This is a genomic window from Streptomyces sp. H27-H1, assembly GCF_026627445.1.
In the GTDB taxonomy this organism is placed as follows: domain Bacteria; phylum Actinomycetota; class Actinomycetes; order Streptomycetales; family Streptomycetaceae; genus Streptomyces.
In genome coordinates, this window is the sequence record NZ_JAPNLJ010000002.1 from 230,241 (window position 1) to 252,599 (window position 22,359).

Below are 22,359 nucleotides of genomic sequence, written 5' to 3' on the forward strand. Positions count from 1 at the left end.
GGGTTCCCCCGTTGGTGTCCGACGAATACGAGGTAGACCCCGTGGCGATCCGCGTACTGCTGGTCGACGATCAGCCGCTGCTGCGTACCGGCTTCCGGATGATCCTGGAGGCCGAGCAGGATCTGGCGGTGGTCGGTGAGGCCGGGGACGGTCTGCAGGCGTTGGACCAGGTGCGGGCGTTGCAGCCCGATGTGGTGCTGATGGACATCCGGATGCCGCGGATGGACGGCGTGGAGGCGACGCGGCAGATCACGGGTCCGGGCCGGGACGGTCCGGCGAAGGTGCTGGTGCTGACGACGTTCGATCTGGACGAGTACGTGGTGGAGGCGTTGCGGGCGGGGGCCAGTGGGTTCTTGCTGAAGGATGCGCCGGCGGTGGAGCTGGTGCAGGCGATCCGGGTGGTGGCGGGTGGCGAGGCGATGCTGGCGCCGAGCATCACGCGGCGCCTGCTGGACAAGTACGCGGGGCATCTGCCGTCGGGTGAGGACAGCGTTCCGAACATGATCGGTTCGTTGACCGAGCGTGAGGTCGAGGTGTTGAAGCTGGTGGCCCGGGGATTGTCGAACGCGGAGGTCGCGGCGGATCTGTTCGTGAGCGAGACGACGGTGAAGACGCATGTGGGCCATGTGCTGACGAAACTGGGTCTGCGTGACCGGGTGCAGGCGGCGGTGTACGCGTACGAGTGCGGTCTGGTGCGTCCGGGGGCCGGTCAGTAGGCGCCTTCGGGTCGCTGTTCCAGGGGTACGGGTACACGGCAACGGGCCCGCTTCCGCGTGATGCGGAGGCGGGCCCGTTGTCGTGGGCGGGTGTCAGCCCTTGCGGGGGTGGGGGTCAGCCCTTGCTGATCTCCCAGAAGCGGAAGACGGTGGAGGCGTCCAGGGACCACTGCAGGCCGGTCACGTTGGGGCGGGTGACGGCGTACTGCTTGCTCTGCCAGAGGGGGAGCAGCGGGATCTCGTCGGCGACGATGTCCTGGAGGCGGCTGTAGTCGCCGCTGGCGGAGCCGCGGTCGGACTTCGCGGAGGTCGACGGGATGATCGTCCCGGTGATCTCTTTGTTGTCGTAGTTGTTGTGCAGCACGTTGTCGGGGCCGAAGAAGGGCTGCGTGAAGTTGTCGGCGTCGGGGTAGTCGGGGACCCAGCCCTTGACGTAGACGCCGTACTTGCCTGCCTGGATGTCCTTCTCGTACTGCTCGAACTCGACGGACTTGACGTCGGCTTCGAAGAGGCCGCTGCTGTTGAGCTGTTTGGCGATGAGCTGGAATTCCTGGTCGGTCGCGGGGCCGTAGCGGCTGGGCGTCGAGTACAGGGTGATCTTCACCTTGTCCTTGATGCCGGCCGTGCGGAGGGCGGCCTTGGCCTTCTCGGGCTGGGGGGCGCCGCCGTAGCGGTCGAAGAAGGCGGTGGTGTGGGAGGCGATGCCGGCCGGGACGATGGAGTAGAGCGGGGTGGCGGTCGATTCGTAGACCTGCCTGACGAGGGCTTCGCGGTCGACGAGGTAGGCGATGGCCTTGCGGACGGGGAGTTTCCCGGCCACGGGGTCGCTCACGTTGAAGACGAGGTGCTCGACTTCGGCGCCGGCTCCCTGGACCACTTCGACCTTGCCGTCTCCGGTCTGGGCGGCGACCAGGCCGGCGATGTCCTTGGCGGCGAGTCCGCGGAAGGCGAAGTCGACGTCTCCGTCTTCGAGGACCTTCTTGAGGGCGGCCTGGTCCTCGTTGAAGAACTTCATGGTGACGCCGCTGTTCTTCGGCTTGGCCTTGCCGGTGTAGGCGTCGTTGACGGAGAAGGCGGCGCTCTTGTCGTTGATGGAGTCCAGTGTGTAGACGCCCGACCCGAAGGCCTTGCCATCGGTGCGGAGTTTGTCCGCGGGGTACTGGGTGTGGTCGACGATGGAGCCGGCGCCGGATGCGATCTTGCTGGGGAAGGTCGCGTCGGGCGCCTTGAGGCGGAAGACGACGGTCTTGTCGTCGGGGGTGTCGATGGAGCCGATCGACGCGAGCATGACGGCGGGGCCGTTCTCGTCGTTGATCTTGAGGGTGCGCTCGAAGGAGTACTTGACGTCCTGGGCGGTGAGGCTGTTGCCGTTGCTGAACTTCAGTCCGTCGCGCAGGGTGCACACGTAGGTTCTGCTCTCACTGCCCTCGAAGGCGCAGGCTTCCGCCGCGTCCGGTTCGGGGGTGGTGGCGCCCTTGGGGAAGCTGAGCAGGGACTGGAAAACGTTGTTGAAGAGCAGCCAGGAGCCGGGGTCGTAGCCCGAGGCGGGGTCGGTGGCCTTGACCCTGTCGGATATGCCCATGACGACACCCTTGCCGCTGCCGGCGCTGGAGCCGTCCGTCGCACCGCAACCGCTGAGCAGTGCGGCGGTGGTGGCCGCTCCGAGCGGGGCCGCCAACCACTGGTTACGTCTCATCACGCGAACGTCCTTCTCAGTCTCACTGGGTCGTCTGGCTCTGTCTGCGTCGTCTTCCGGTCCGTGGTGTGGTCACGGGCCGGGGTCTGGGGCCGGGGTCCGGTTCCGGCCTGGGCCGGGGTCCGTGGCCGGTGCCGGTTCCGGGGTCGGGGTGTCAGCCGCTGACGCCGCGGCCGAGCTCCCAGAGCTGGAGGTCGGAGATGGAGTTGACCGACCAGGCCACTCCGGTGATCCCGTCGCGTGCGGCGACGTACTGCTTGCCCTGCCACAGGGGCAGTACGGGTACGTCCTCCGCGACGATGTCCTGCATCTCCGCGATCGCGGGGGCGGCTACGCCCCGGTCGGCGGCGCGGCGCGATTCGGGGATGAGCCTGGTGCGCACCGTGGTGTTGGCGTACGGCGTGCCCAGGAAGTTGTCCTGCTCCAGGAAGGGGGCGAGGAAGTTGTCGGCGTCGGGGTAGTCGGGGAACCAGCCGAGGCCGTAGGCGGCGTAGTCGCCCTTCTTCTGGGCGGGCCTGAACACGGCCCATTCGGCGCCCTGGACGGTGATGTCGAAGAGCCGGGTGGAGTTCAGCTGGGTCTTGAGGGCTTCGAACTCGGCCGCGGTGCCGTCACCGTAGTGGTCGTTGGTGTAATTGAGGGTGAGCTTGACCGGGGTTTTGATCCCGGCGGCCTTCAGCAGGTCGGCGGCCTTGGCGGTGTTGGCTTCGCCGTACTTGTTGAAGAAGGAGTTGACGTGGCCGGTCACGGCGGTGGGGACCAGTGAGTACAGGGGCTGCGCGGACTTGCCGTAGACCTTGTTGATGAGGGCGCCACGGTCGACGGCCGCGGCGAGGGCCTGGCGTACGGCCTTGTCCTTGACTCCGGGGGCGTCCGTGTTGAAACCGAGGTAGCGGATCTCCAGGCCGGGCATGGGGACGAGCTTGATGCCCTTGGGGGGATTCACGGAGAGCCCGGTGATCTGGGCGGGCGACAGGGTGCGGGAGACCATGTGGATGGTGCCGCGTTCCAGGGCCTTGCCCATGGCGTCGGAGTCGTCGAAGGCGCGCAGTTCGGCCTTGTCGTTCTGCAGCTTCAGGTCGCCCTTGTAGTTCGGGTTCTTGCTGAAGACGGCGCGCACCAGGCGGTTGTCCTTGACTTCGGTCTTCACCGTGTAGGGGCCGGAGCCGTCTACGGCGAAGCCCTGGCGGAGCTTCTTGGCGTCGTACTTCTTGGCGCTGACGATGCCGGCGGCGGGGGTGGAGAGTTTGTACGGGAAGGTGGCGTCGGCGGTCTTCAGGTGGAAGACGACGGTGTCGGTGCCCTTGGTCTCGACGGTGTCGATGGTGGAGAGCAGCGAGGAGGGGCCGTTCTCGTCCTTGATGGCGAGGACGCGCTCGATGGAGAACTTGACGTCCTGGGCGGTGAGCGGGTCTCCGCCGGCGAAGGTGAGGCCGGGGCGCAGGATGCAGCGGTAGCTCTCGTTGCCTGCGTCGGTGAAGCGGCAGTCGGTGGCTGCTTCGGGGACGGGCTGGCCGCCGCCGCGCGGGATGTGCATGAGCGTCTGGACGGCCTGGCGGAGGATGTTCCAGCTGCCGGCGTCGTAGGCGTAGGCGGGGTCGAGCGGGGCGGGGGCGTAGTCGGCTGCCTCGAACCGGTCGGTGGTGCCGACGACGATCGCTCCGGATCCCGCTCCTGCGCCGCCGGTGCTGCCGCAGGCGGTCAGCGCGGGGGTGAGCAGTCCGGCGGCTGCCGTCAGCGCCATGGTCTTGCGGTTCATGCTGGAAGTACTCCCTCGACCCGGCACTTGTTTCAAAGCTGGCGTGGAGGGCATCGCGACGGTCGCCCGTTCGGGGCGGAACGATCGGGCCGGTGTTGTGACGATCGGTCCACGCGGTTCCGGAACAGGGGGTGTGTTTCCGGGACGGCTGAGGTGCGGCGCAGTGCCCGGATCGACACTAGTGGCCTGGGGAGGGGTGGCTTGAACCGTGGGGAGCGGGGGTGTTGTCGCTCCGTCGCGGGAGTTGACCGGGGGTGTGCACGGGGTGGGGCGCAGATTCGGTCAGGTGCTGATCAATGGGGACACAAGGGGTGGTGCGGGAGGGGGCGCAGTGGTGCGAAGGGGTCTTTGTGGGTGACAAAGGTCACCTGGGGCAACTCCCCCGGTAGGGATGGATTTTCGGCCTCCGGGGAGGGGTACGAAAGATCCGCCCGCGGGACCTTGGTCCTGGGGGCGGATCGTCCGGTACGGAGCGTGCGCGCTCAGTTCAGCGGAGTGATGAGGGAGCGCAGGAACGGCAGGTCCACGTCTTCGAGGGAGCGGACGATGGTGCGGCCCGGGGCCGGCGCGATCAGGCCGACGGAGGGGATGGCGACGACCCGGCAGCCGGCGGCCTCGGCGGCGGCGACTCCGGTGGCGGTGTCCTCGATGACGGCGCAGCGGGAGGGGTGGGCCCCGAGGGCTTGGGCGGCGATGAGGTAGGGGTCGGGGTGCGGCTTGGTGCGCGGGACCTCGTCGCCGGCGACCGTGAGGGTGAAGCGGTCGCGTCCGAGGGTGAGCAGGACCTGGTCGATGACGCGCCGGTGGGAGGCGGAGACCAGGGCGGTGGGGACGTTGTGCAGGGCCAGCTCGCTCAGCAGGCGTTCGGCGCCGGGCATGAGGGGTACGCGGTCGGCGATGCGGGCTTCGAAGCGCTCGTTGAGCAGGACGGTGAGCTCGGCGAGGCCGATGTCGGCGCCGGTGGATTCGATGAGGAAGCCGCCGCTGCGGGTCATGGGGCCGCCGACGACGATGTCCCGCCAGGATTCGTCGAGGCGGTGGCCGAGTTCACCGAAGACACCGACTTCGATCTCCCACCAGAATCCCTCGGTGTCGACGAGGGTGCCGTCCATGTCGAGCAGCACCGCCTGCAGGGCGTGTCCGTCGGCCGTACGGGCGACGGGGGCGGGGACTGTGCTCGTCATGCGCGCACCTTTCCGGGGGTCCGTTGGGGACGACAAGGCCGGTCACCTCGCCTCCGGGGGCGTACCCGGGGGAACAGGTGACCGGCCTGTATGGGACCGACAAGTGTACGTCGTTCTGCGTCAGCGTGCGTTGAAATACTTCGCTTGGGGGTGGTGGATGACGATTGCGTCGGTGGACTGCTCGGGGTGGAGCTGGAACTCCTCGGAGAGGTGGACGCCGATCCGCTCGGGCTGGAGGAGGTCGGCGATCTTTGCGCGGTCCTCGAGGTCGGGGCAGGCGCCGTAGCCGAGGGAGAAGCGGGCGCCGCGGTACTTGAGGTCGAACATGTCCTCGACCTGTGCCGGGTCCTCGCCGCCGAAGCCGAGCTCGGCGCGGACGCGGGCGTGCCAGTACTCAGCCATGGCCTCGGCGAGCTGGACGGACAGGCCGTGCAGCTCGAGGTAGTCGCGGTAGGAGTCGGATGCGAAGAGCTTGGCCGTGGCCTCGCCGATCTTCGAGCCGACGGTGACGACCTGGAGGCCGACGACGTCGATCTCGCCGGATTCCTCGGGGCGGAAGAAGTCGGCGAGGCACAGGCGGCGGCCACGGCGCTGGCGCGGGAAGGTGAAGCGGGTCCGCTCGTTGCCGGCGTCGTCGAGGATGATCAGGTCCTCGCCCTTGGAGACGCAGGGGAAGTACCCGTAGACCACGGCCGCTTCGAGCAGGTTCTCGGTGTGCAGCTTGTCCAGGAGCCCGCGCAGGCGCGGGCGGCCCTCCGACTCGACGAGCTCCTCGTACGTGGCTCCGCCTGCGCGGGCCTGCTTGAGGCCCCACTGGCCCTTGAAGAGGGCGCCTTCGTCGAGCCAGGAGGCGTAGTCCTTGAGCGGAATGCCCTTGACCACGCGGGTGCCCCAGAACGGCGGGGTGGGGACCGGGTTGTCGGTGGGGGTGTCGGAGCGGCCGCCGGGCTCCTCCGCCTCCTCGACGAGGACGGGCGTGTCCCTCTTGGCGACGCGGCGCTGCTTGAGCTCGGGCAGGGTGGCGCCCGGGACTCCGCGCTTGACGGCGATGAGGGCGTCCATGAGGCGTAGGCCTTCGAAGGCGTCGCGGGCGTAGCGGACTTCGCCTTCGTAGATCTCGTGGAGGTCCTGCTCGACGTAGGCGCGGGTCAGGGCGGCGCCGCCGAGGATCACCGGGTAGTCGGCCGCCAGCTTGCGCTGGTTGAGCTCCTCCAGGTTCTCCTTCATGATCACCGTCGACTTCACCAGCAGACCCGACATGCCGATCACATCGGCCTTGTGCTCCTGCGCCGCCTCCAGAATCGCGGAAACCGGCTGCTTGATACCAATATTGACGACGTTGTAGCCATTATTGGTGAGGATGATGTCGACAAGGTTCTTGCCGATGTCATGGACATCCCCACGGACCGTGGCCAGCACGATCGTGCCCTTGCCATCCGCATCGGACTTCTCCATGTGCGGCTCGAGATGCGCGACCGCGTTCTTCATCACCTCAGCCGACTGCAGCACGAACGGCAACTGCATCTGACCGGAGCCGAACAGCTCCCCCACAACCTTCATACCCTCCAGCAGGGTGTCATTGACGATGTCGAGCGCGGGCCTGGTCTCCAGCGCCTCGTCGAGGTCGGCCGCCAGGCCGTTCTTCTCACCATCGATGATCCGGCGCTGCAGCCGCTCGTCCAGCGGCAACGCGAGAAGCTCCTCGGCCCGGCCCGCCTTCATCGACTTGGTGTTGACCCCCTCGAAGAGAGCCATCAGCTTCTGCAGCGGGTCATACCCCTCCGCACGCCGGTCATAGATGAGGTCGAGAGCGGTGCCCACCTGCTCATCGTCGAACCGGGCGATCGGCAAAATCTTGCTGGCGTGGACGATCGCCGAATCCAGACCGGCCTTCACGCACTCATCGAGGAAAACCGAGTTCAGCAGGACACGGGCGGCCGGATTCAGACCGAAGGAGATGTTCGACAGACCCAGCGTCGTCTGCACATCCGGGTGACGGCGCTTCAGCTCCCGGATCGACTCGATCGTCGCGATCCCGTCCTTACGCGACTCCTCCTGACCCGTACAGATCGTGAACGTCAGCGTGTCGATGAGGATGTCCGACTCGTGAATCCCCCAGTTCCCCGTCAGATCGGCGATCAGACGCTGCGCGATGGCGACCTTGTGCTCGACGGTGCGGGCCTGGCCCTCCTCATCGATCGTCAGCGCGATCAGTGCCGCACCGTGCTCCTGGGCGAGGCCGGTGACCTTCGCGAACCGGGACTCCGGCCCGTCGCCGTCCTCGTAGTTCACGGAGTTGATGACCGCGCGGCCGCCCAGCTTCTCCAGACCCGCCCGCAGAACAGGAACCTCGGTCGAGTCCAGGACGATCGGCAGCGTCGACGCGGTCGCGAAACGTCCGGCCAGCTCCTTCATGTCCGCGACCCCGTCACGGCCCACGTAGTCCACGCACAGGTCGAGCATGTGCGCGCCCTCACGGATCTGGTCGCGGACCATCTCCACACAGTCGTCCCAACGCGCCTCGAGCATGGCATCACGGAACTTCTTCGACCCGTTCGCGTTCGTCCGCTCACCGATCGCCATGAACGAAATGTCCTGCCGGAACGGCACCGTCTGATACAGCGAGGACGCACCCGGCTCCGGGCTCGGCCGGCGCACCGCCGGGCTCAGACCGCGGACCCGCTCCACGACCTGGCGCAGGTGCTCAGGCGTCGTACCGCAGCAGCCACCGACCAGGGAAAGCCCGTACTCACGGACGAAAGTCTCCTGCGCGTCCGCCAGCTCGGACGCGGACAACGGATAGTGCGCACCGTTCTTCCCCAACACCGGCAGACCCGCATTCGGCATGCACGAAAGGGGGATACGGGAGTTCCGCGCGAGATACCGCAGGTGCTCACTCATCTCAGCCGGCCCGGTCGCACAGTTCAGGCCGATCATGTCGATACCGAGCGGCTCCAACGCCGTCAGCGCCGCGCCGATCTCCGAACCGAGGAGCATCGTGCCGGTGGTCTCCACGGTCACGGAGCAGATCAGCGGGACGGACACGCCGAGGGCCTCCATGGCGCGGCGGGCGCCGACGATGGAGGACTTGGTCTGCAGGAGGTCCTGGGTGGTTTCGACGAGGAGGGCGTCGGCGCCGCCGGTGATCAGGCCTTCGGCGTTGATCTGGTAGGCGTCGCGGATGGTCGCGTAGTCGATGTGGCCCAGGGTGGGGAGCTTGGTGCCGGGGCCCATCGAGCCCAGTACCCAGCGCTGCTGCCCGGTGGAGGCGGTGAACTCGTCGGCGACCTCGCGGGCGATGCGGGCGCCGGCCACCGACAGCTCGTGGTTGCGGTCGGCGATGTCGTACTCGGCGAGGGCGGCGTAGTTGGTGCCGAAGGTGTTGGTCTCGACGCAGTCGACGCCGGCCTCGAAGTACTCGCGGTGCACGTTGGCCACGATGTCGGGGCGGGTGGCGTTGAGGACCTCGTTGCAGCCTTCGAGCTGTTCGAAGTCTTCCATCGTGGGGTCCTGCGCCTGGAGCATCGTTCCCATGGCTCCGTCGGCGACGACCACGCGGGTCGCCAGTGCCTGGCGGAGGGCGTCGGCCCGGGTCTGGGTGTCTGCGGGCGGGTTCGGCAACGAGGCCATGGTTGAGCTCCCTGGGATGCGACGGCTGTCGGCTTTGCACCCCCTCTGTGTCAAGGGTGCACGCCGCCAGGGTAACGGTGCGGCCCCGGCCCCGGTGAGGGCGTCCCACGTGGCGGACTGCATTCTGTGGCCGGGGGGCGGCGGCTTTCGGCCGGGGGCGTCCTGGACGACTCCTTGCGTCGGACTCCGCTCCCCTCATGCGAGAAGTCGGCATCGACCGATAGTGTTCAGCATTGTCGAACTACGTCAGCAGGAGGCTGCGCGATGGCACGGAACATCCAGTCGCTCGAACGAGCCGCTGCGATGCTGCGGCTCCTGGCGGGCGGCGAGCGCCGCCTGGGGCTCTCGGACGTGGCCTCCTCGCTGGGGCTGGCCAAGGGCACGGCGCACGGGATCCTGCGCACGCTGCAGGCCGAGGGCTTCGTGGAGCAGGATCCGGCCTCGGGCCGCTATCAGCTCGGCGCGGAGCTGCTGCGCCTGGGCAACAGCTATCTGGACGTCCACGAGCTGCGGGCGCGCGCGCTGGTGTGGACGGACGACCTGGCCCGCGCGAGCGGGGAGAGCGTGTACGTGGGGGTGCTACACAAGAGCGGGGTGCTGATCATGCACCACGTGTTCCGGCCCGACGACAGCCGTCAGGTTCTGGAGGTCGGGGCCATGCAGCCCTTGCACTCCACGGCCCTGGGCAAGGTGCTGTCGGCGTACGACCCGGTGGCGCACACGCAGGTCATGGAGGTCGAGCGGGAGGCCTTCACCCCCCGGACGGTCACCGACGGGGCCGGCTTCGAGGAGGCGCTGGCTCTGATCCGGGCCCGGGGCTGGGCCAGTGACGTCGAGGAGACCTGGGACGGGATCGCCTCGGTGGCGGCCCCCATCCACGACCGCCGCAAGATGCCGGTCGGCGCAGTGGCCCTCGCGGGGGCGGTGGAGCGGGTGTGCGGGGACTCCGGGGAGCCCCGGGCGTCCTTGGTGGCGTCCGTACGGGACTGCGCGCGGTCGGTTTCGCGCGATCTCGGGGCGGGCCGGTTCTGACCTTGGCGTGACCCCCATCGCTCTGCCCTGACCACCCACAGGCCACACCAAAGTGGCATTTGGGTGGTTTTTGGCGTTTGATGATCACTCAATGGCTCAATTTGTTCGATCTTCCGTCTGGTAACGATCCGGCTCTTTGGCCTGGGCAACTCTTGACGCCCGCTTCACCTGCGCGGAAAACTGCCGTTCATCGGTCGGCATTGCCGAACACCTACCGGCAATACGCGTTAGGGTGTGGCAAGGCCAGGACCGGTGCAGCACTCACCGAGTGCGTGGACCGCTGGTGGGACCCGGCGGTCCGCCCACCCCTGAACGACAAAGGAGTCGCGGGTGTCCACCTCCGACATCTTCATCGGCGAGACCATCGGTACCGCCCTGCTCACCCTGCTCGGCGGTGGCGTCTGCGCGGCGCTGACGCTCAAGAGCTCCAAGGCCCGCGGCGCCGGCTGGCTCACGATCACCTTCGGCTGGGGTTTCGCCGTCTTGATCGCCGCCTACGTCTCGGCACCGCTCTCCGGTGCGCACCTCAACCCGGCGGTCACCGTCGGCATCGCGATCAAGGACGGCGCCTGGGGCGACGTGCCGGTCTACTTCGCCGGCCAGCTGCTGGGCGCGATGATCGGCTCGGTCCTGATGTGGCTGGCCTACTACGGCCAGTTCCGGGCGCACCTGTCCGACCCGGAGCACATCCGTGACGCCAAGCTCGGCCCGGAGGACCCGCACCCGCACGACGTGGCCGGCCCGGTGCTCGGGATCTTCTCCACGGGGCCCGAGATCCGCAACACCGTCCAGAACCTGACGACCGAGATCATCGGCACCGCCGTCCTGGTCCTGGCCATCCTGACCCAGGGTCTGCAGGACGACGGCAAGGGCCTCGGCGTCATCGGCGTCCTGATCACCTCCTTCGTCGTGGTCGGCATCGGCCTCTCGCTCGGCGGTCCGACCGGCTACGCCATCAACCCGGTCCGCGACCTCGGCCCGCGCATCGTCCACTCCCTGCTGCCGCTGCCCCACAAGGGCGGCTCGGACTGGAGCTACTCCTGGATCCCGGTCCTCGGCCCCCTCGCGGGTGCCGCGCTCGCCGGCGGTCTGTACAACATCGCGTTCGCCTGATCAGCAATCGGCACCACGGCACCATCCGCACCGCCATTCTGATTCCGCCTACTTCGACACCCGCCAGGAGCAGCCACCATGACCAGCAGCACCGGCCCGTTCATCGCCGCGATCGACCAGGGCACCACCTCCTCGCGCTGCATCGTCTTCGACCGTGACGGGCGCATCGTCTCCGTCGACCAGAAGGAGCACGCGCAGATCCTCCCGCAGCCGGGCTGGGTCGAGCACGACGCCACCGAGATCTGGACCAACGTCCAGGAGGTCGTCGCCGGAGCCATCGCCAAGGCGGAGATCAACCCCTCCGACGTCAAGGCCGTCGGCATCACCAATCAGCGCGAGACCACCCTCCTGTGGGACCGCCACACCGGCGAGCCGGTGCACAACGCGCTGGTCTGGCAGGACACCCGTACCGACGGCCTGTGCAAGGAGCTCGGCCGCAACGTCGGGCAGGACCGCTTCCGCCGCGAGACGGGCCTGCCGCTCGCCTCGTACTTCGCCGGCCCGAAGATCCGCTGGCTGCTCGACAACGTCGAGGGCCTGCGCGAGCGTGCCGAGGCCGGGGACATCCTCTTCGGCACCATGGACTCCTGGGTCATCTGGAACCTGACCGGCGGCGCCGAGGGCGGCGTGCACGTCACCGACGTCACCAACGCCTCGCGCACCATGCTGTTCAACCTGCACACCATGGCCTGGGACGAGCGCATCGCGGAGTCCATGGGGGTCCCCCTCAACGTCCTCCCGGAGATCAAGTCCTCCGCCGAGGTCTACGGCCACGTCAAGGACGGGGTCCTGGCCGGCGTCCCGGTCGCCTCGGCGCTCGGTGACCAGCAGGCCGCGCTGTTCGGCCAGACCTGTTTCGCCGAGGGCGAGGCGAAGTCCACGTACGGCACCGGCACGTTCATGCTGATGAACACCGGCGACAAGATCATCAACTCCTACAGCGGCCTGCTGACCACGGTCGGCTACCAGATCGGCGACCAGAAGCCGGTCTACGCGCTGGAGGGCTCCATCGCCGTCACCGGCTCGCTCGTCCAGTGGATGCGCGACCAGATGGGCATGATCAAGACGGCGGCCGAGATCGAGACCCTGGCCTCCTCCGTCGAGGACAACGGCGGCGCGTACTTCGTGCCCGCCTTCTCCGGCCTGTTCGCCCCGTACTGGCGCTCCGACGCCCGCGGTGTGATCGCCGGCCTCACCCGGTACGTCACCAAGGCGCACATCGCCCGTGCCGTACTGGAGGCCACCGCCTGGCAGACCCGCGAGATCACCGACGCCATGACCAAGGACTCGGGCGTCGAGCTCGCGGCCCTGAAGGTCGACGGCGGCATGACCTCCAACAACCTGCTGATGCAGACCCTCTCCGACTTCGTGGACGCCCCCGTGGTGCGCCCGATGGTCGCCGAGACCACCTGCCTCGGCGCCGCCTACGCCGCCGGCCTGGCCGTCGGCTTCTGGCCCGACACCGACGCCCTGCGCGCCAACTGGCGCCGCGCGGCGGAGTGGACCCCGCGGATGCCCGCCGAGCAGCGGGATCGCGAGTACAAGAGCTGGCTCAAGGCCGTCGAGCGGTCCATGGGCTGGATCGACGACGAAGACGCCAGCTGACCGCACGGCCGGCGCAATCGACGAGCAAGTAGGAGTCAACGGATATGAGCACCCCGCAGAGCGTTCCCACCCTGGGTACGCACCCGACCGCCGGTTCGAACGCGAGCCGTGCCGAGACCCGTGAGCAGCTGGCGAAGGCCACGTACGACCTGCTGGTCATCGGCGGTGGGATCCTGGGCACCTCGGTGGCCTGGCATGCCGCGCAGTCGGGTCTGCGGGTCGCCATGGTGGACGCCGGCGACTTCGCCGGCGCCACTTCCTCGGCTTCCTCCAAGCTCGTCCACGGTGGCCTCCGCTACCTGCAGACCGGTTCGGTCAAGCTGGTCGCGGAGAACCACCACGAGCGCCGGGTGCTGGCCAAGGACGTGGCCCCGCACCTGGTCAACCCGCTCACCTTCTACCTGCCCGTCTACAAGGGCGGTCCGGTCGGGGCGGCGAAGCTGGGCGCGGGCGTGTTCGCGTACTCGGCGCTCTCGGGCTTCGGCGACGGCATGGGCAAGATCATCTCGCCGGCCCGTGCCGCCGCCGACAACCCGGGTCTGAAGACGGACGGCCTGAAGGCTGTCGCGGTCTACTACGACCACCAGATGAACGACTCGCGCGTCGCGGTCATGACGGTCCGCGCGGCCGTCGAGTCGGGCGCGGTCGTCCTGAACCACGCCGAGGTCACCGGTCTGCGCATGACGCGCGGCCGGGTCTCGGGCGCCGAGCTCAAGGACCGCCTGGACGGCACCGAGTTCGGTGTGGACGCCCGTGTCGTGCTGAACGCCACCGGCCCGTGGGTGGACCACCTGAGGCGTATGGAGGACAAGCACTCGATGCCGTCCATCCGCCTCTCCAAGGGCGCGCACATCGTGATGAAGCGCAAGTCGCCGTGGAAGGCCGCGATGGCCACCCCGATCGACAAGTACCGCATCACCTTCGCCCTGCCGTGGGAGGACCAGCTGCTGCTGGGCACCACGGACGAGGTGTACGAGGGCGACCCGGCGGACGTGCGCGCCACCGAGGGTGACATCCAGCAGATCCTGGACGAGGCGGCGTTCTCGGTGAAGGACGCCGATCTGGACCGCTCGCTGATGACGTACGCCTTCGCGGGCCTGCGCGTGCTGCCCGGCGGTCCGGGTGGGGTGGAGAAGGCCAAGCGCGAGACGGTGGTGTCCGAGGGCGCGGGCGGCATGCTGTCGGTGGCCGGCGGCAAGTGGACCACGTACCGGCACATCGGGCGTGTGGTCATGGAGAAGCTGGCCAGGCTTCCGGGCAGTCCGCTGACCGAGGACATGGAGCCGGTGAAGTCCCTCGTACGACGGATCGCGCTGCCCGGTGTCGCCAACCCGAACGCGGTGGCGCACCGGCTGCTCGTGGACCGTGAGCCGGGCTCGCGGATGGACCCGCTGACCGCGCGCCACCTGGCCTCGCACTACGGTTCGCTGGCCTTCGACATCGCACGGCTCGCGAACGAGGACCCGGCGCTGGCCGAGCGGATCCACCCGGACGGGCCGGAGATCTGGGCGCAGGTCGCCTACGCCCGGGACAACGAGTGGGCCGAGACGGCCGACGACGTGCTGCGCCGCCGTACGACGGTGACGGTCCGCGGTCTGGACAGCGCCGAAGTGCGCGGCCGCGTCGAGGAGATGCTGGCCGACAAGGCGTAAGCGGTGGCGTGAACGGGGAGAGGGGCGGTTCCAGGGGGAACCGCCCCTCTGTCGTGGGCTGTGGCCGGTGCCTCATCAAGGCTTAGGCTGACCCACGTACACAAGGGAACTTCGGAAGGAGACCTGGGTGATCGAGCTTGAGGGCGTGCCCGAGCTGATCGACCCGGTCATGGTGGCCGCGTTCGAGGGCTGGAACGACGCGGGTGACGCGGCCTCCGGCGCGGTCGCACACCTGGACCGGGAGTGGAAGGGCGAGGTCTTCGCGGCTCTGGACGCCGAGGACTACTACGATTTCCAGGTCAACCGGCCCACCGTGTGGCTGGACAACGGGGTACGGAAGATCACGTGGCCGACGACCCGGCTGTCGGTGGTCCGCATCGGCGGCGCCAAGCCGCGCGACCTGGTGCTGGTGCGGGGCATCGAACCGTCCATGCGGTGGCGTTCGTTCTGCAACGAGATCCTGGGCTTCGCCCACGAGCTGGGCGTGGAGATGGTCGTCATCCTGGGGGCGCTGCTGGGTGACACCCCGCACACCCGCCCGGTGCCGGTCAGCGGGGTGACCTCGGACGCCGATCTGGCGCGGACGATGGACCTGGAGGAGACCAAGTACGAGGGCCCGACCGGGATCGTGGGCGTCCTCCAGGAGGCCTGCACCCATGCCGGGGTGCCGGCGGTGTCCCTGTGGGCGGCGGTGCCGCACTACGTCTCCCAGCCGCCGAATCCGAAGGCGACCCTGGCGCTGCTCAACCGGCTGGAGGATCTGATCGACATCCGGATCCCGCTGGGTGAACTCCCCGAGGACGCCCGGGCGTGGCAGCTGGGCGTGGACCAACTGGCCGCCGAGGACAGCGAGGTGGCGGAGTACGTCCAGACGCTGGAGGAGGCGCGGGACACCGCGGACCTGCCGGAGGCCTCGGGCGATGCGATCGCCCGGGAGTTCGAGCGGTACCTGAGGCGGCGCGATCCTTCCGCGGCCCCGGAGCCGGGGGACGGCTCGTACCTGCGGGACACCTCCGGCGGGATGACGCGCCCGCCGAAGCGCAAGCCGGAACCGTCCCCGGAGCCGTCCGGGGAGGAGCCGCAGCCGCCCGGCGCCGCGGCGGGCGAGTCCGAGGACGAGACCCCGGAGCCACCGGAGGCGTAGCCCGTGCGGGCCGCCTCCCGGGGCCCGGACCCTGCTCCTCGAACGCCGGAGGGGCTGGAGTCGCCCTACGGGCACTCCAGCCCCTCCGGGCACGTTCGGCCTTGCCCGCGTCCTACAGGGCCACGCCGAGCAGCGCGTCCACGGTGCGGGAGACCAGGCCGGGGGCCGACTCGTCGTCGCCGTCGGAGACGAGCTGGCGCTCGACCCAGCGGTCCACGGCGGCCAGCGCCGCCGGGGCGTCCAGGTCGTTGGAGAGTGCTTCGCGGACCTCCTCCACCAGGGTGTCGGCCGCGATGCCGTCGGGGCGGGAGACGGCCGCGCGCCAGCGCTCCAGGCGGGCCACCGCTTCCGCGAGGACCGCGTCGGTCCACTCCCAGTCGGCGCGGTAGTGGTGCGAGAGCAGGGCCAGGCGGATCGCCGCCGGGTCCACTCCGGCTCGCCGCAGGGCGGATACGAAGACCAGGTTGCCCTTGGACTTCGACATCTTCTCGCCGTGCAGCGCGACCATTCCGGCGTGTACGTACGCCTTGGCCATCGGGAACTCGCCGGTCAGCACCTGAGCGTGCGAGGCGCCCATCTCGTGGTGCGGGAAGGCCAGGTCGGAGCCGCCTCCCTGGATGTCGAAGGTCATCCCCAGGTGGTCCAGGGCGATGGCCACGCACTCGATGTGCCAGCCCGGCCGGCCGCGGCCCAGCGAGCCGCCGTCCCAGCTCGGCTCGCCCGCGCGGGCGGCCATCCACAGCATCGGGTCGAGCGGGTTCTTCTTGCCCGCGCGGTCGGGGTCGCCGCCCCGCTCGGCCGACAGCAGGCGCATCGCCTCGGCGTCCAGGTTGGACACCTTGCCGAAGTTCGGGTCGGACTCCACCGAGAAGTAGACGTCGCCGTCCAGCTCGTAGGCGGCTCCCGCGTCCCGCAGCCGCTCGACCAGCGGCACGATGCCGGGTATGGCCTCGACGGCGCCGATGTAGTGCTGCGGCGGCAGCATCCGCAGGGCGGTCATGTCCTCGCGGAAGAGCGCGGTCTCGCGTTCGGCGAGCTCGGTCCAGTCCTGGTTGTCGCGCAGTGCCCGCTCCAGCAGCGGGTCGTCCACGTCCGTGACGTTCTGGACGTAGTGGACCTGCCGCTTGGTGTCGAGCCACACGCGCTGCACGAGGTCGAACGCGTTGTAGGTCGCCGCGTGACCGATGTGAGTCGCGTCGTACGGGGTGATCCCGCAGACATAGATACGGGCGACGGGACCGGGGGCGAGGGTGATCGTCCCCTGGGTCGCGGTGTCGTGGATCTGGAGGTCGCGGCCCTTGCCAGGAAGGGCGGGGACCTCAGAAGCGGGCCAGGCATGCATGCGTCGAGACTAACCGGACGGGTGTTCCGAAAACGAACCGGACCTGCACTGTTGTCTTGATCGGCACTCTTGCGCCATGGCCGGTTCTGTGCGTGCGTGCCCCGGCCCGGTCAGACGGGCGGCCACGGGATCGCGGGCCACTGCCCCGAGGGCTGCGGATGCTTCCCGGTGCGCAGCAGTAGGGCCACGCGGCCCCGTACGGCGGCCAGCTCGGCGGTGGTGACCAGTTCGGCCAGCCGGGTGGCGAGCGGCTCCCCTGCGGCCAGTGCGGCCTCCAGGGCGCTCAGCACGGATCCCGCTTCCTCGGTCAGCGGCTCCCCCGCCCAGCCCCACAGGAGGGTGCGCAGCTTGTCCTCGGTGTGGAAGGTCACTCCGTGGTCGATGCCGTAGAGCCGTCCGTCGGGAGCGGGCAGCAGGTGGCCGCCCTTGCGGTCACCGTTGTTGATCACGGCGTCGAGGACCGACATCCGGCGCAGCCGCTCGTCATCGGCGTGCACGAGCAGCGCGGTGCGGCCCTCGCCGACCTCGGCGAAGGCGACGGGCTTCCAGCCCTCGCCCGCCTCCTCGCCGTCCACGAGCGCGAGCAGTTCCGTCTGCGGGGACTCCCCCGTCTCGATCCACTGCTGGACCATTCCCTCGCCGTACGGTCCGTCGCGCAGCACGGTCGGGGGCACGAGGCCCCATCCGGTGGCCTCGGAGATCAGGTACGCGGCGACCTCGCGCCGGGCGAGGTTGCCGTCGGGGAAGTCCCACAGCGGGCGCTCGCCCTTGACCGGTTTGTACACGCAGTCGGCGCTCGCACCCCCGTGCGTGACGTTGCACAGCAGGACGGCGTTGGACGCCTCCCGGATCTGGCCGACGACGGCGAGTTCCCCGTGGGCCAGCAGTTCCTCCAGCTCCCCCGTGGCGTTCACGCCTGGCGCCGGTAGCCGTTCTGGCGCGGGCAGACGTGCCCTTCGGGGTCCAGGGGGAGGCTGCACAGCGGGCACGGCGGGCGGCCCGCGTTGACCACGTCCAGGGCCCGCTTGGTGAAGGCCCGGGCCTGGGCGCCGGTGAGGCGGACGCGCAGCATCGGCGGCCCGTTCTCCTCGTCCTGGAGCAGCCGCTCCTCGGCCTCGGCGAGGTCCTCGCCCGAGTCGGCGTCGAGTTCCACCAGCGCCTGCGCCTCGACGATCATGCGCTGGTCCTCGCCGTCCCAGGCCAGGGCCATGGTGCCGACGCGGAACTCCTCCTCGACGGGGACGTCCAGGGGTGCGGTGTCGGTCGCCTCGGCGGGGGCCACGGCCGGGACGGGGGCATTGCCCCCGGTGCGGCGTACGACCTCGTCCAGCAGTTCTTCCATCCGCTCCGCGAGCGCCGTCACCTGGGTCTTCTCCAGGGAGACGCTGGTGACGCGGGGGCCGGTGGAGGCCTGCAGGAAGAACGTACGGCGTCCAGGCAGGCCGACCGTGCCGGCCACGAAACGGTCCGGCGGGTCGTAGAGGAACACCTGACGGGGCACGTCCAGTCTCCAAGTGTCCGGGGTCCCCCGGACACGGTCCGGGGGGAGGCAGGGGCAGGACTGCGCCCATGGGTTGGCCCGCCCACCCTACTGCGCCGTTCGATCACACCGCGCCCGCACCGCCCCCCACGACCGCGTTGCCGCCGTCTTCGGCCTCTTTGTCCTCCGGCACCGTTTCGCGGGGCGCGAACGAGGCGAAGTCACCGGTGTCGCCGAGCCGGAGCAGGAAGGGCCGGGTGGGGGTGTAGCGGATCGCGGTGACCGAGCAGGGATCGACGTGGATGCGCTGGAAGAGGTCCAGGTGCATGCCGAGGGCGTCCGCGACGAGGGACTTGATGATGTCGCCGTGCGAGCACATCAGGAACACGGCGTCCGCGCCGTGTTCCTCCTCGATCCGGGCGTTCCAGTCCCGGACGGCGTCCACGGCGCGGGTCTGCATGGCCCGCATGGACTCGCCGCCGGGGAAGGCGGCGGCCGACGGGTGCTGCTGGACGATGCGCATCAGCGGTTCCGCGGACAGTTCGGAGAGTTTGCGGCCCGACCAGTCGCCGTAGTGGCACTCGCCGATCCGCTCGTCGGTGTGCAGCGCGAGACCGGGCCGGGCCGCCAGCAGCGGGGCCAGGGTCTCGGCGCACCGCTCCAGCGGGCTGGTGACGGCGGCGGCGAGGGGCACGCCGGCGAGCCGCCCGGGCAGCGCGGCGGCCTGTTCGGCTCCGTGCTCGTCGAGGGTCACCCCCGGGGTCCATCCGGCGAGCAGCCCTGCGGTGTTGGCGGTGGACCGCCCGTGTCGTACGAGGATCAGCGTGGCCATGGCCACAGCGTATGCGGTGGCGCTGGTGTGCGGACGGGGCCCCGGCAGGGAACAATGCGCGAGTGATTGTGGACTGCGCCATGTACCGCGAAGGTCGCCGCTCCGAGGCGCCCGATGACTTCTCCGATGCCCTCGACGAGGCGCGGGCGACGGGCGACGCCTTCCTCTGGGTGGGCATGCACGAGCCGACGGAGAGGGAATTCGAGCACGTCAGCCAGGAGTTCGGGCTGCATCCGCTGGCGGTGGAGGACGCGCTGACCGCGCACCAGCGGCCGAAGCTGGAGGTCTACGACGATTCGCTCTTCGTGGTGCTCAAGCCGGTGATGTACGACGACGCCTCGGACACGGTGACCACGGGCGAGCTGATGGTGTTCATCGGCGACTCCTTCGTCGTCACGGTCCGGCACGGCGAGGGGGCCGCGCTGGCCGCCGTACGCCATCGGCTGGAGCAGGATCCCGAGGTGCTCAAGCACGGCCCCACGGCGGTGCTGTACGCGGTCTCGGACGCGGTGGTCGACCACTACATCGAGGTGGCCGCCGAACTCCAGGGGGACCTGGAGGAGCTGGAGGCGGAGGTCTTCTCGCCGAATCCCTCGGACAGCAAGAACACCGCCGCCCGGATCTACGGGTTCAAGCGCCAGGTGCTCGAGTTCCGCCGGGCCACGAGTCCGCTGCTCCAGCCGATGGACCGGCTCGCCTTCGGGAACGTGCCCTTCGTGCACGGGCACGCCCAGCCGTTCTTCCGCGATGTCGCCGACCACCTGACGAAGGCGAACGAGTACATCGAGGGCCTGGACCGGCTGCTCTCGGACGCGCTGTCCGCACACCTGGCGCAGATGGGCGTCCGGCAGAACGACGACATGCGCAAGATCTCGGCCTGGGCGGCCATGGCGGCGGTCCCGACCATGGTGGCGGGGATCTACGGGATGAACTTCGAGCACATGCCGGAGCTCAAGCACCGCTGGGGCTACCCGGCGGTGGTCGTCGTGATGGTGGTCCTGTGCCTCGGACTGCACCGGATGTTCAAACGCCGCGGCTGGCTGTAGCCGGGGCGAGGCCCTACGCGAACTCGGGCGCCGAGGTCGGCGCGCCGCCCAGCGCGTCGCGGCGGGGCGGCTGGCGCAGGTCGACCATCCGGTGCCAGCCCGCGAGCCGCTCGTACGCGTACGTCCCCCGGATCCCGGCGGCCAGCACGGCCGCCTTCGGCGCGGGCCAGTCCAGCAGCCGTCCCATGCGGGCCATGACGGCGAGGCTCACGTCGCGGTAGACGCCGATCTCGGCGAGGGCGCTCTCGCGCAGGACCCGGTGGATGGTGCGGGCGTGACCGGCGCGGGCGAGACGCAGCAGCTCCTCGTGGCAGTAGGCGAGGTGGTTGTCCTCGTCGGCGCTGATCATGCGGACGGCCTTGCCGAGGTCGGGGTGGTCCCCGAAGTGGCGCAGGAGCATCAGCATCTGCTCGGAGGCACGCTGCTCGGTGACCCGGCTGTGCGCGAGGTAGACGACGATGTCGTCCTCGGTCAGGGCCCGCTCGCCGCGCAGCTTCTCGTGACTCAGTCCGATCCCGCGCCGTTCCAGCAGCATCGTGTAGTCGGTCTCCGGGGGAACCGGGACGGGGGCCAGCCCGCGCTTGCGGAGCAGCGCGTTGAAGATCCGGCCGTGCTTGTCCTCGTCGGCGCCGTGCCGGGTGATCTTGGGTGCGAGGTCGCGCATGGAATCGGGCACCAGGGCCGCGATCCGGGCGTTCTCCCAGCCGCCCTGGGACTCGCCGCCGGCGGCGATGGAGCAGAACAGCTGGAAGGACGCGTCGTGGTCGACGATCTCCCGGAACAGGCTGCGCGCAGAGAGCATGAGTCGAGTCAAGAGCCGAATCGCGGACCGGGCAACCGGGTGCGGCCCACGACTCGGCCGAATGAACGAGCGCGACCCGTGACGCCGGGGGCGTAACCCCGCGGGCGCCCCGCACGTTGTTGGCTGTGTCGGCCGTGGCGGGGAAGACCCCCCGAGCCCCCACCACGGCCGCAGAACCTCTCTCCACGCAGCCCCCGCACCGCTTCGGCGGCCGCGGGCCCGGCCTCCCCGCGTCGACCGGTCAGGCCAGGCCGGCCAGCTCCATGGCCTCGACGCCGGCCCGCAGGGCGGCTGTCCGCTCCGCCAGGGTGAAGCCGGCCGGGGCGAGCGTCAGGGTGGTGACCCCGGCCTCCGCGTAGGCCTTCATCCCGTCGGCGATGCGCTCCACCGGGCCCAGCAGCGTGGTGGAGTCGATCAGCGAGTGCGGGACCGCGGCGGCCGCGCCCTGCTTGTCGCCGGCCAGGTACTTGTCCTGGATCTCGGCGGCTTCCTTCTCGTAGCCCATGCGCTGGGCCAGCTGGTTGTAGAAGTTCTGCTTGCGGCTGCCCATTCCGCCCACGTACAGCGCGGTGTACGGGCGGAACATGTCCGCGAGCCCGGTCACGTCCTCGCCGAGGGCCAGCGGCACGGTCGGGCAGACGTCGAAGCCGTCCATCGTCAGCCCGGCCTTCTCGCGGCCCGCCCGGATGTGGGTGAGGGCGGTGGCCTCCAGGTGCTCGGCGGCCGGGAAGATCAGCAGGGCGCCGTCGGCGATCTCGCCGGTCTGCTCCAGGTTCTTCGGCCCGATCGCGGCGATGTAGAGCGGGATGTGCTCGCGCTCGGGGTGCACGGTCAGCTTGAGCGGCTTGCCCGGCCCGCCGGGCAGCGGCAGGGTCCAGTGCTCGCCCTCGTAGCTGAGGCGCTCGCGGGTCATCGCCTTGCGGACGATCTCCACGTACTCGCGGGTCCGCGCGAGCGGCTTGTCGAACTTCACCCCGTACCAGCCCTCGGAGACCTGGGGGCCGGACACCCCGAGGCCGAGCCGGAAGCGGCCCTTGGTGAGGGAGTCGAGGGTGGCCGCCGTCATGGCCGTCATCGCGGGCTGGCGGGCCGGAATCTGCAGGATGGCGGACCCGACGTCGATGCGCTCGGTCTGGGCGGCGACCCAGGCGAGCACGGTCGGGGCGTCGGAGCCGTAGGCCTCCGCGGCCCAGCAGACGTCGTAGCCGAGGCGGTCGGCCTCCTGCGCGACGGCCAGGTTGTCGGCGTCCATGCCAGCGCCCCAGTAGCCGAGATTGATGCCGAGCCGCATGTGTCGTCCCCTTGCCTGTTTACCGATCAGTAACG

General features: G+C 69.7%; 17 protein-coding genes. 7 read left to right on the top strand and 10 right to left on the bottom strand.

The features are described 5' to 3' along the window. The first annotated feature begins 41 nt into the window (after positions 1 to 41). The gene (locus OTB20_RS02920; protein WP_267756721.1) at positions 42 to 716 is read left to right on the top strand and encodes a response regulator; all 675 of its coding nucleotides are present in this window, start codon (positions 42 to 44) and stop codon (positions 714 to 716) included. Between the two features lie 115 nt (positions 717 to 831). Here the strand turns inward: OTB20_RS02920 and OTB20_RS02925 are convergent, their stop codons facing one another. The 4 genes from OTB20_RS02925 to metH all read right to left on the bottom strand — a co-directional run bounded on the left by OTB20_RS02925 (position 832) and on the right by metH (position 8,985). Beyond that, a complete protein-coding gene (locus OTB20_RS02925) occupies positions 832 to 2,412 on the bottom strand; it encodes an ABC transporter substrate-binding protein (protein ID WP_267815098.1) in 1,581 nt (526 codons plus the stop codon). A 154-nt stretch (positions 2,413 to 2,566) separates the two neighbouring features. Then, positions 2,567 to 4,171: an ABC transporter substrate-binding protein gene (locus OTB20_RS02930; RefSeq protein ID WP_267814948.1), complete on the bottom strand. Its 1,605-nt coding sequence runs from the start codon at positions 4,169 to 4,171 to the stop codon at positions 2,567 to 2,569. A 482-nt stretch (positions 4,172 to 4,653) separates the two neighbouring features. Beyond that, complete coding sequence (locus OTB20_RS02935; RefSeq protein WP_267756702.1) at positions 4,654 to 5,355, bottom strand: HAD family hydrolase; 702 nt, start codon at positions 5,353 to 5,355, stop codon at positions 4,654 to 4,656. A 120-nt stretch (positions 5,356 to 5,475) separates the two neighbouring features. Next, complete coding sequence (gene metH / locus OTB20_RS02940; RefSeq protein ID WP_267814950.1) at positions 5,476 to 8,985, bottom strand: methionine synthase; 3,510 nt, start codon at positions 8,983 to 8,985, stop codon at positions 5,476 to 5,478. Positions 8,986 to 9,249: 264 nt separating this feature from the next. Between metH and OTB20_RS02945 the strand changes: the two genes are divergently transcribed. The 5 genes from OTB20_RS02945 to OTB20_RS02965 all read left to right on the top strand — a co-directional run bounded on the left by OTB20_RS02945 (position 9,250) and on the right by OTB20_RS02965 (position 15,531). Further along, positions 9,250 to 10,017 carry an IclR family transcriptional regulator gene (locus tag OTB20_RS02945; RefSeq protein WP_267814952.1) on the top strand — a complete coding sequence of 256 codons (768 nt, stop codon included), beginning with the start codon at positions 9,250 to 9,252 and terminating at the stop codon, positions 10,015 to 10,017. A 330-nt stretch (positions 10,018 to 10,347) separates the two neighbouring features. Then, positions 10,348 to 11,130: an MIP/aquaporin family protein gene (locus tag OTB20_RS02950; protein ID WP_267814953.1), complete on the top strand. Its 783-nt coding sequence runs from the start codon at positions 10,348 to 10,350 to the stop codon at positions 11,128 to 11,130. A 78-nt stretch (positions 11,131 to 11,208) separates the two neighbouring features. Next, complete coding sequence (gene glpK, locus OTB20_RS02955; RefSeq protein WP_267756706.1) at positions 11,209 to 12,735, top strand: glycerol kinase GlpK; 1,527 nt, start codon at positions 11,209 to 11,211, stop codon at positions 12,733 to 12,735. Between the two features lie 44 nt (positions 12,736 to 12,779). Next, positions 12,780 to 14,387, top strand: a complete 1,608-nt coding sequence (locus OTB20_RS02960; RefSeq protein WP_267814954.1) for a glycerol-3-phosphate dehydrogenase/oxidase — start codon at positions 12,780 to 12,782, stop codon at positions 14,385 to 14,387. A 127-nt stretch (positions 14,388 to 14,514) separates the two neighbouring features. Further along, positions 14,515 to 15,531, top strand: coding sequence for a PAC2 family protein (locus OTB20_RS02965; RefSeq protein ID WP_267814955.1), 1,017 nt, complete (start codon positions 14,515 to 14,517; stop codon positions 15,529 to 15,531). Positions 15,532 to 15,643: 112 nt separating this feature from the next. On the opposite strand, the gene mshC is transcribed toward OTB20_RS02965, so the two are convergent. The 4 genes from mshC to OTB20_RS02985 form a co-directional block, all read right to left on the bottom strand. After that, on the bottom strand, positions 15,644 to 16,873 hold the full coding sequence (gene mshC, locus OTB20_RS02970; protein ID WP_267814956.1) for a cysteine--1-D-myo-inosityl 2-amino-2-deoxy-alpha-D-glucopyranoside ligase: 1,230 nt from the start codon (positions 16,871 to 16,873) through the stop codon (positions 15,644 to 15,646). A gap of 110 nt (positions 16,874 to 16,983) precedes the next feature. Next, positions 16,984 to 17,820 carry an SCO1664 family protein gene (locus OTB20_RS02975; protein WP_267815099.1) on the bottom strand — a complete coding sequence of 279 codons (837 nt, stop codon included), beginning with the start codon at positions 17,818 to 17,820 and terminating at the stop codon, positions 16,984 to 16,986. Next, on the bottom strand, positions 17,784 to 18,374 hold the full coding sequence (locus OTB20_RS02980; RefSeq protein WP_267814957.1) for a DUF3090 domain-containing protein: 591 nt from the start codon (positions 18,372 to 18,374) through the stop codon (positions 17,784 to 17,786). The genes OTB20_RS02975 and OTB20_RS02980 overlap by 37 nt, the downstream gene beginning before the upstream one ends. Positions 18,375 to 18,477: 103 nt before the next feature. Further along, positions 18,478 to 19,185, bottom strand: coding sequence for a histidine phosphatase family protein (locus OTB20_RS02985; RefSeq protein ID WP_267814958.1), 708 nt, complete (start codon positions 19,183 to 19,185; stop codon positions 18,478 to 18,480). A gap of 80 nt (positions 19,186 to 19,265) precedes the next feature. Between OTB20_RS02985 and corA the strand changes: the two genes are divergently transcribed. Next, positions 19,266 to 20,231, top strand: coding sequence for a magnesium/cobalt transporter CorA (gene corA / locus OTB20_RS02990; RefSeq protein ID WP_267814959.1), 966 nt, complete (start codon positions 19,266 to 19,268; stop codon positions 20,229 to 20,231). Between the two features lie 13 nt (positions 20,232 to 20,244). Here corA and OTB20_RS02995 read toward each other — a convergent pair whose 3' ends face one another. Further along, entirely contained in the window at positions 20,245 to 21,033 is a 789-nt protein-coding gene (locus OTB20_RS02995; RefSeq protein ID WP_267814960.1) for a ferritin-like domain-containing protein, read from the bottom strand. A gap of 241 nt (positions 21,034 to 21,274) precedes the next feature. Further along, positions 21,275 to 22,324 carry an LLM class F420-dependent oxidoreductase gene (locus OTB20_RS03000; RefSeq protein ID WP_267756714.1) on the bottom strand — a complete coding sequence of 350 codons (1,050 nt, stop codon included), beginning with the start codon at positions 22,322 to 22,324 and terminating at the stop codon, positions 21,275 to 21,277. Positions 22,325 to 22,359: the final 35 nt, after the last annotated feature.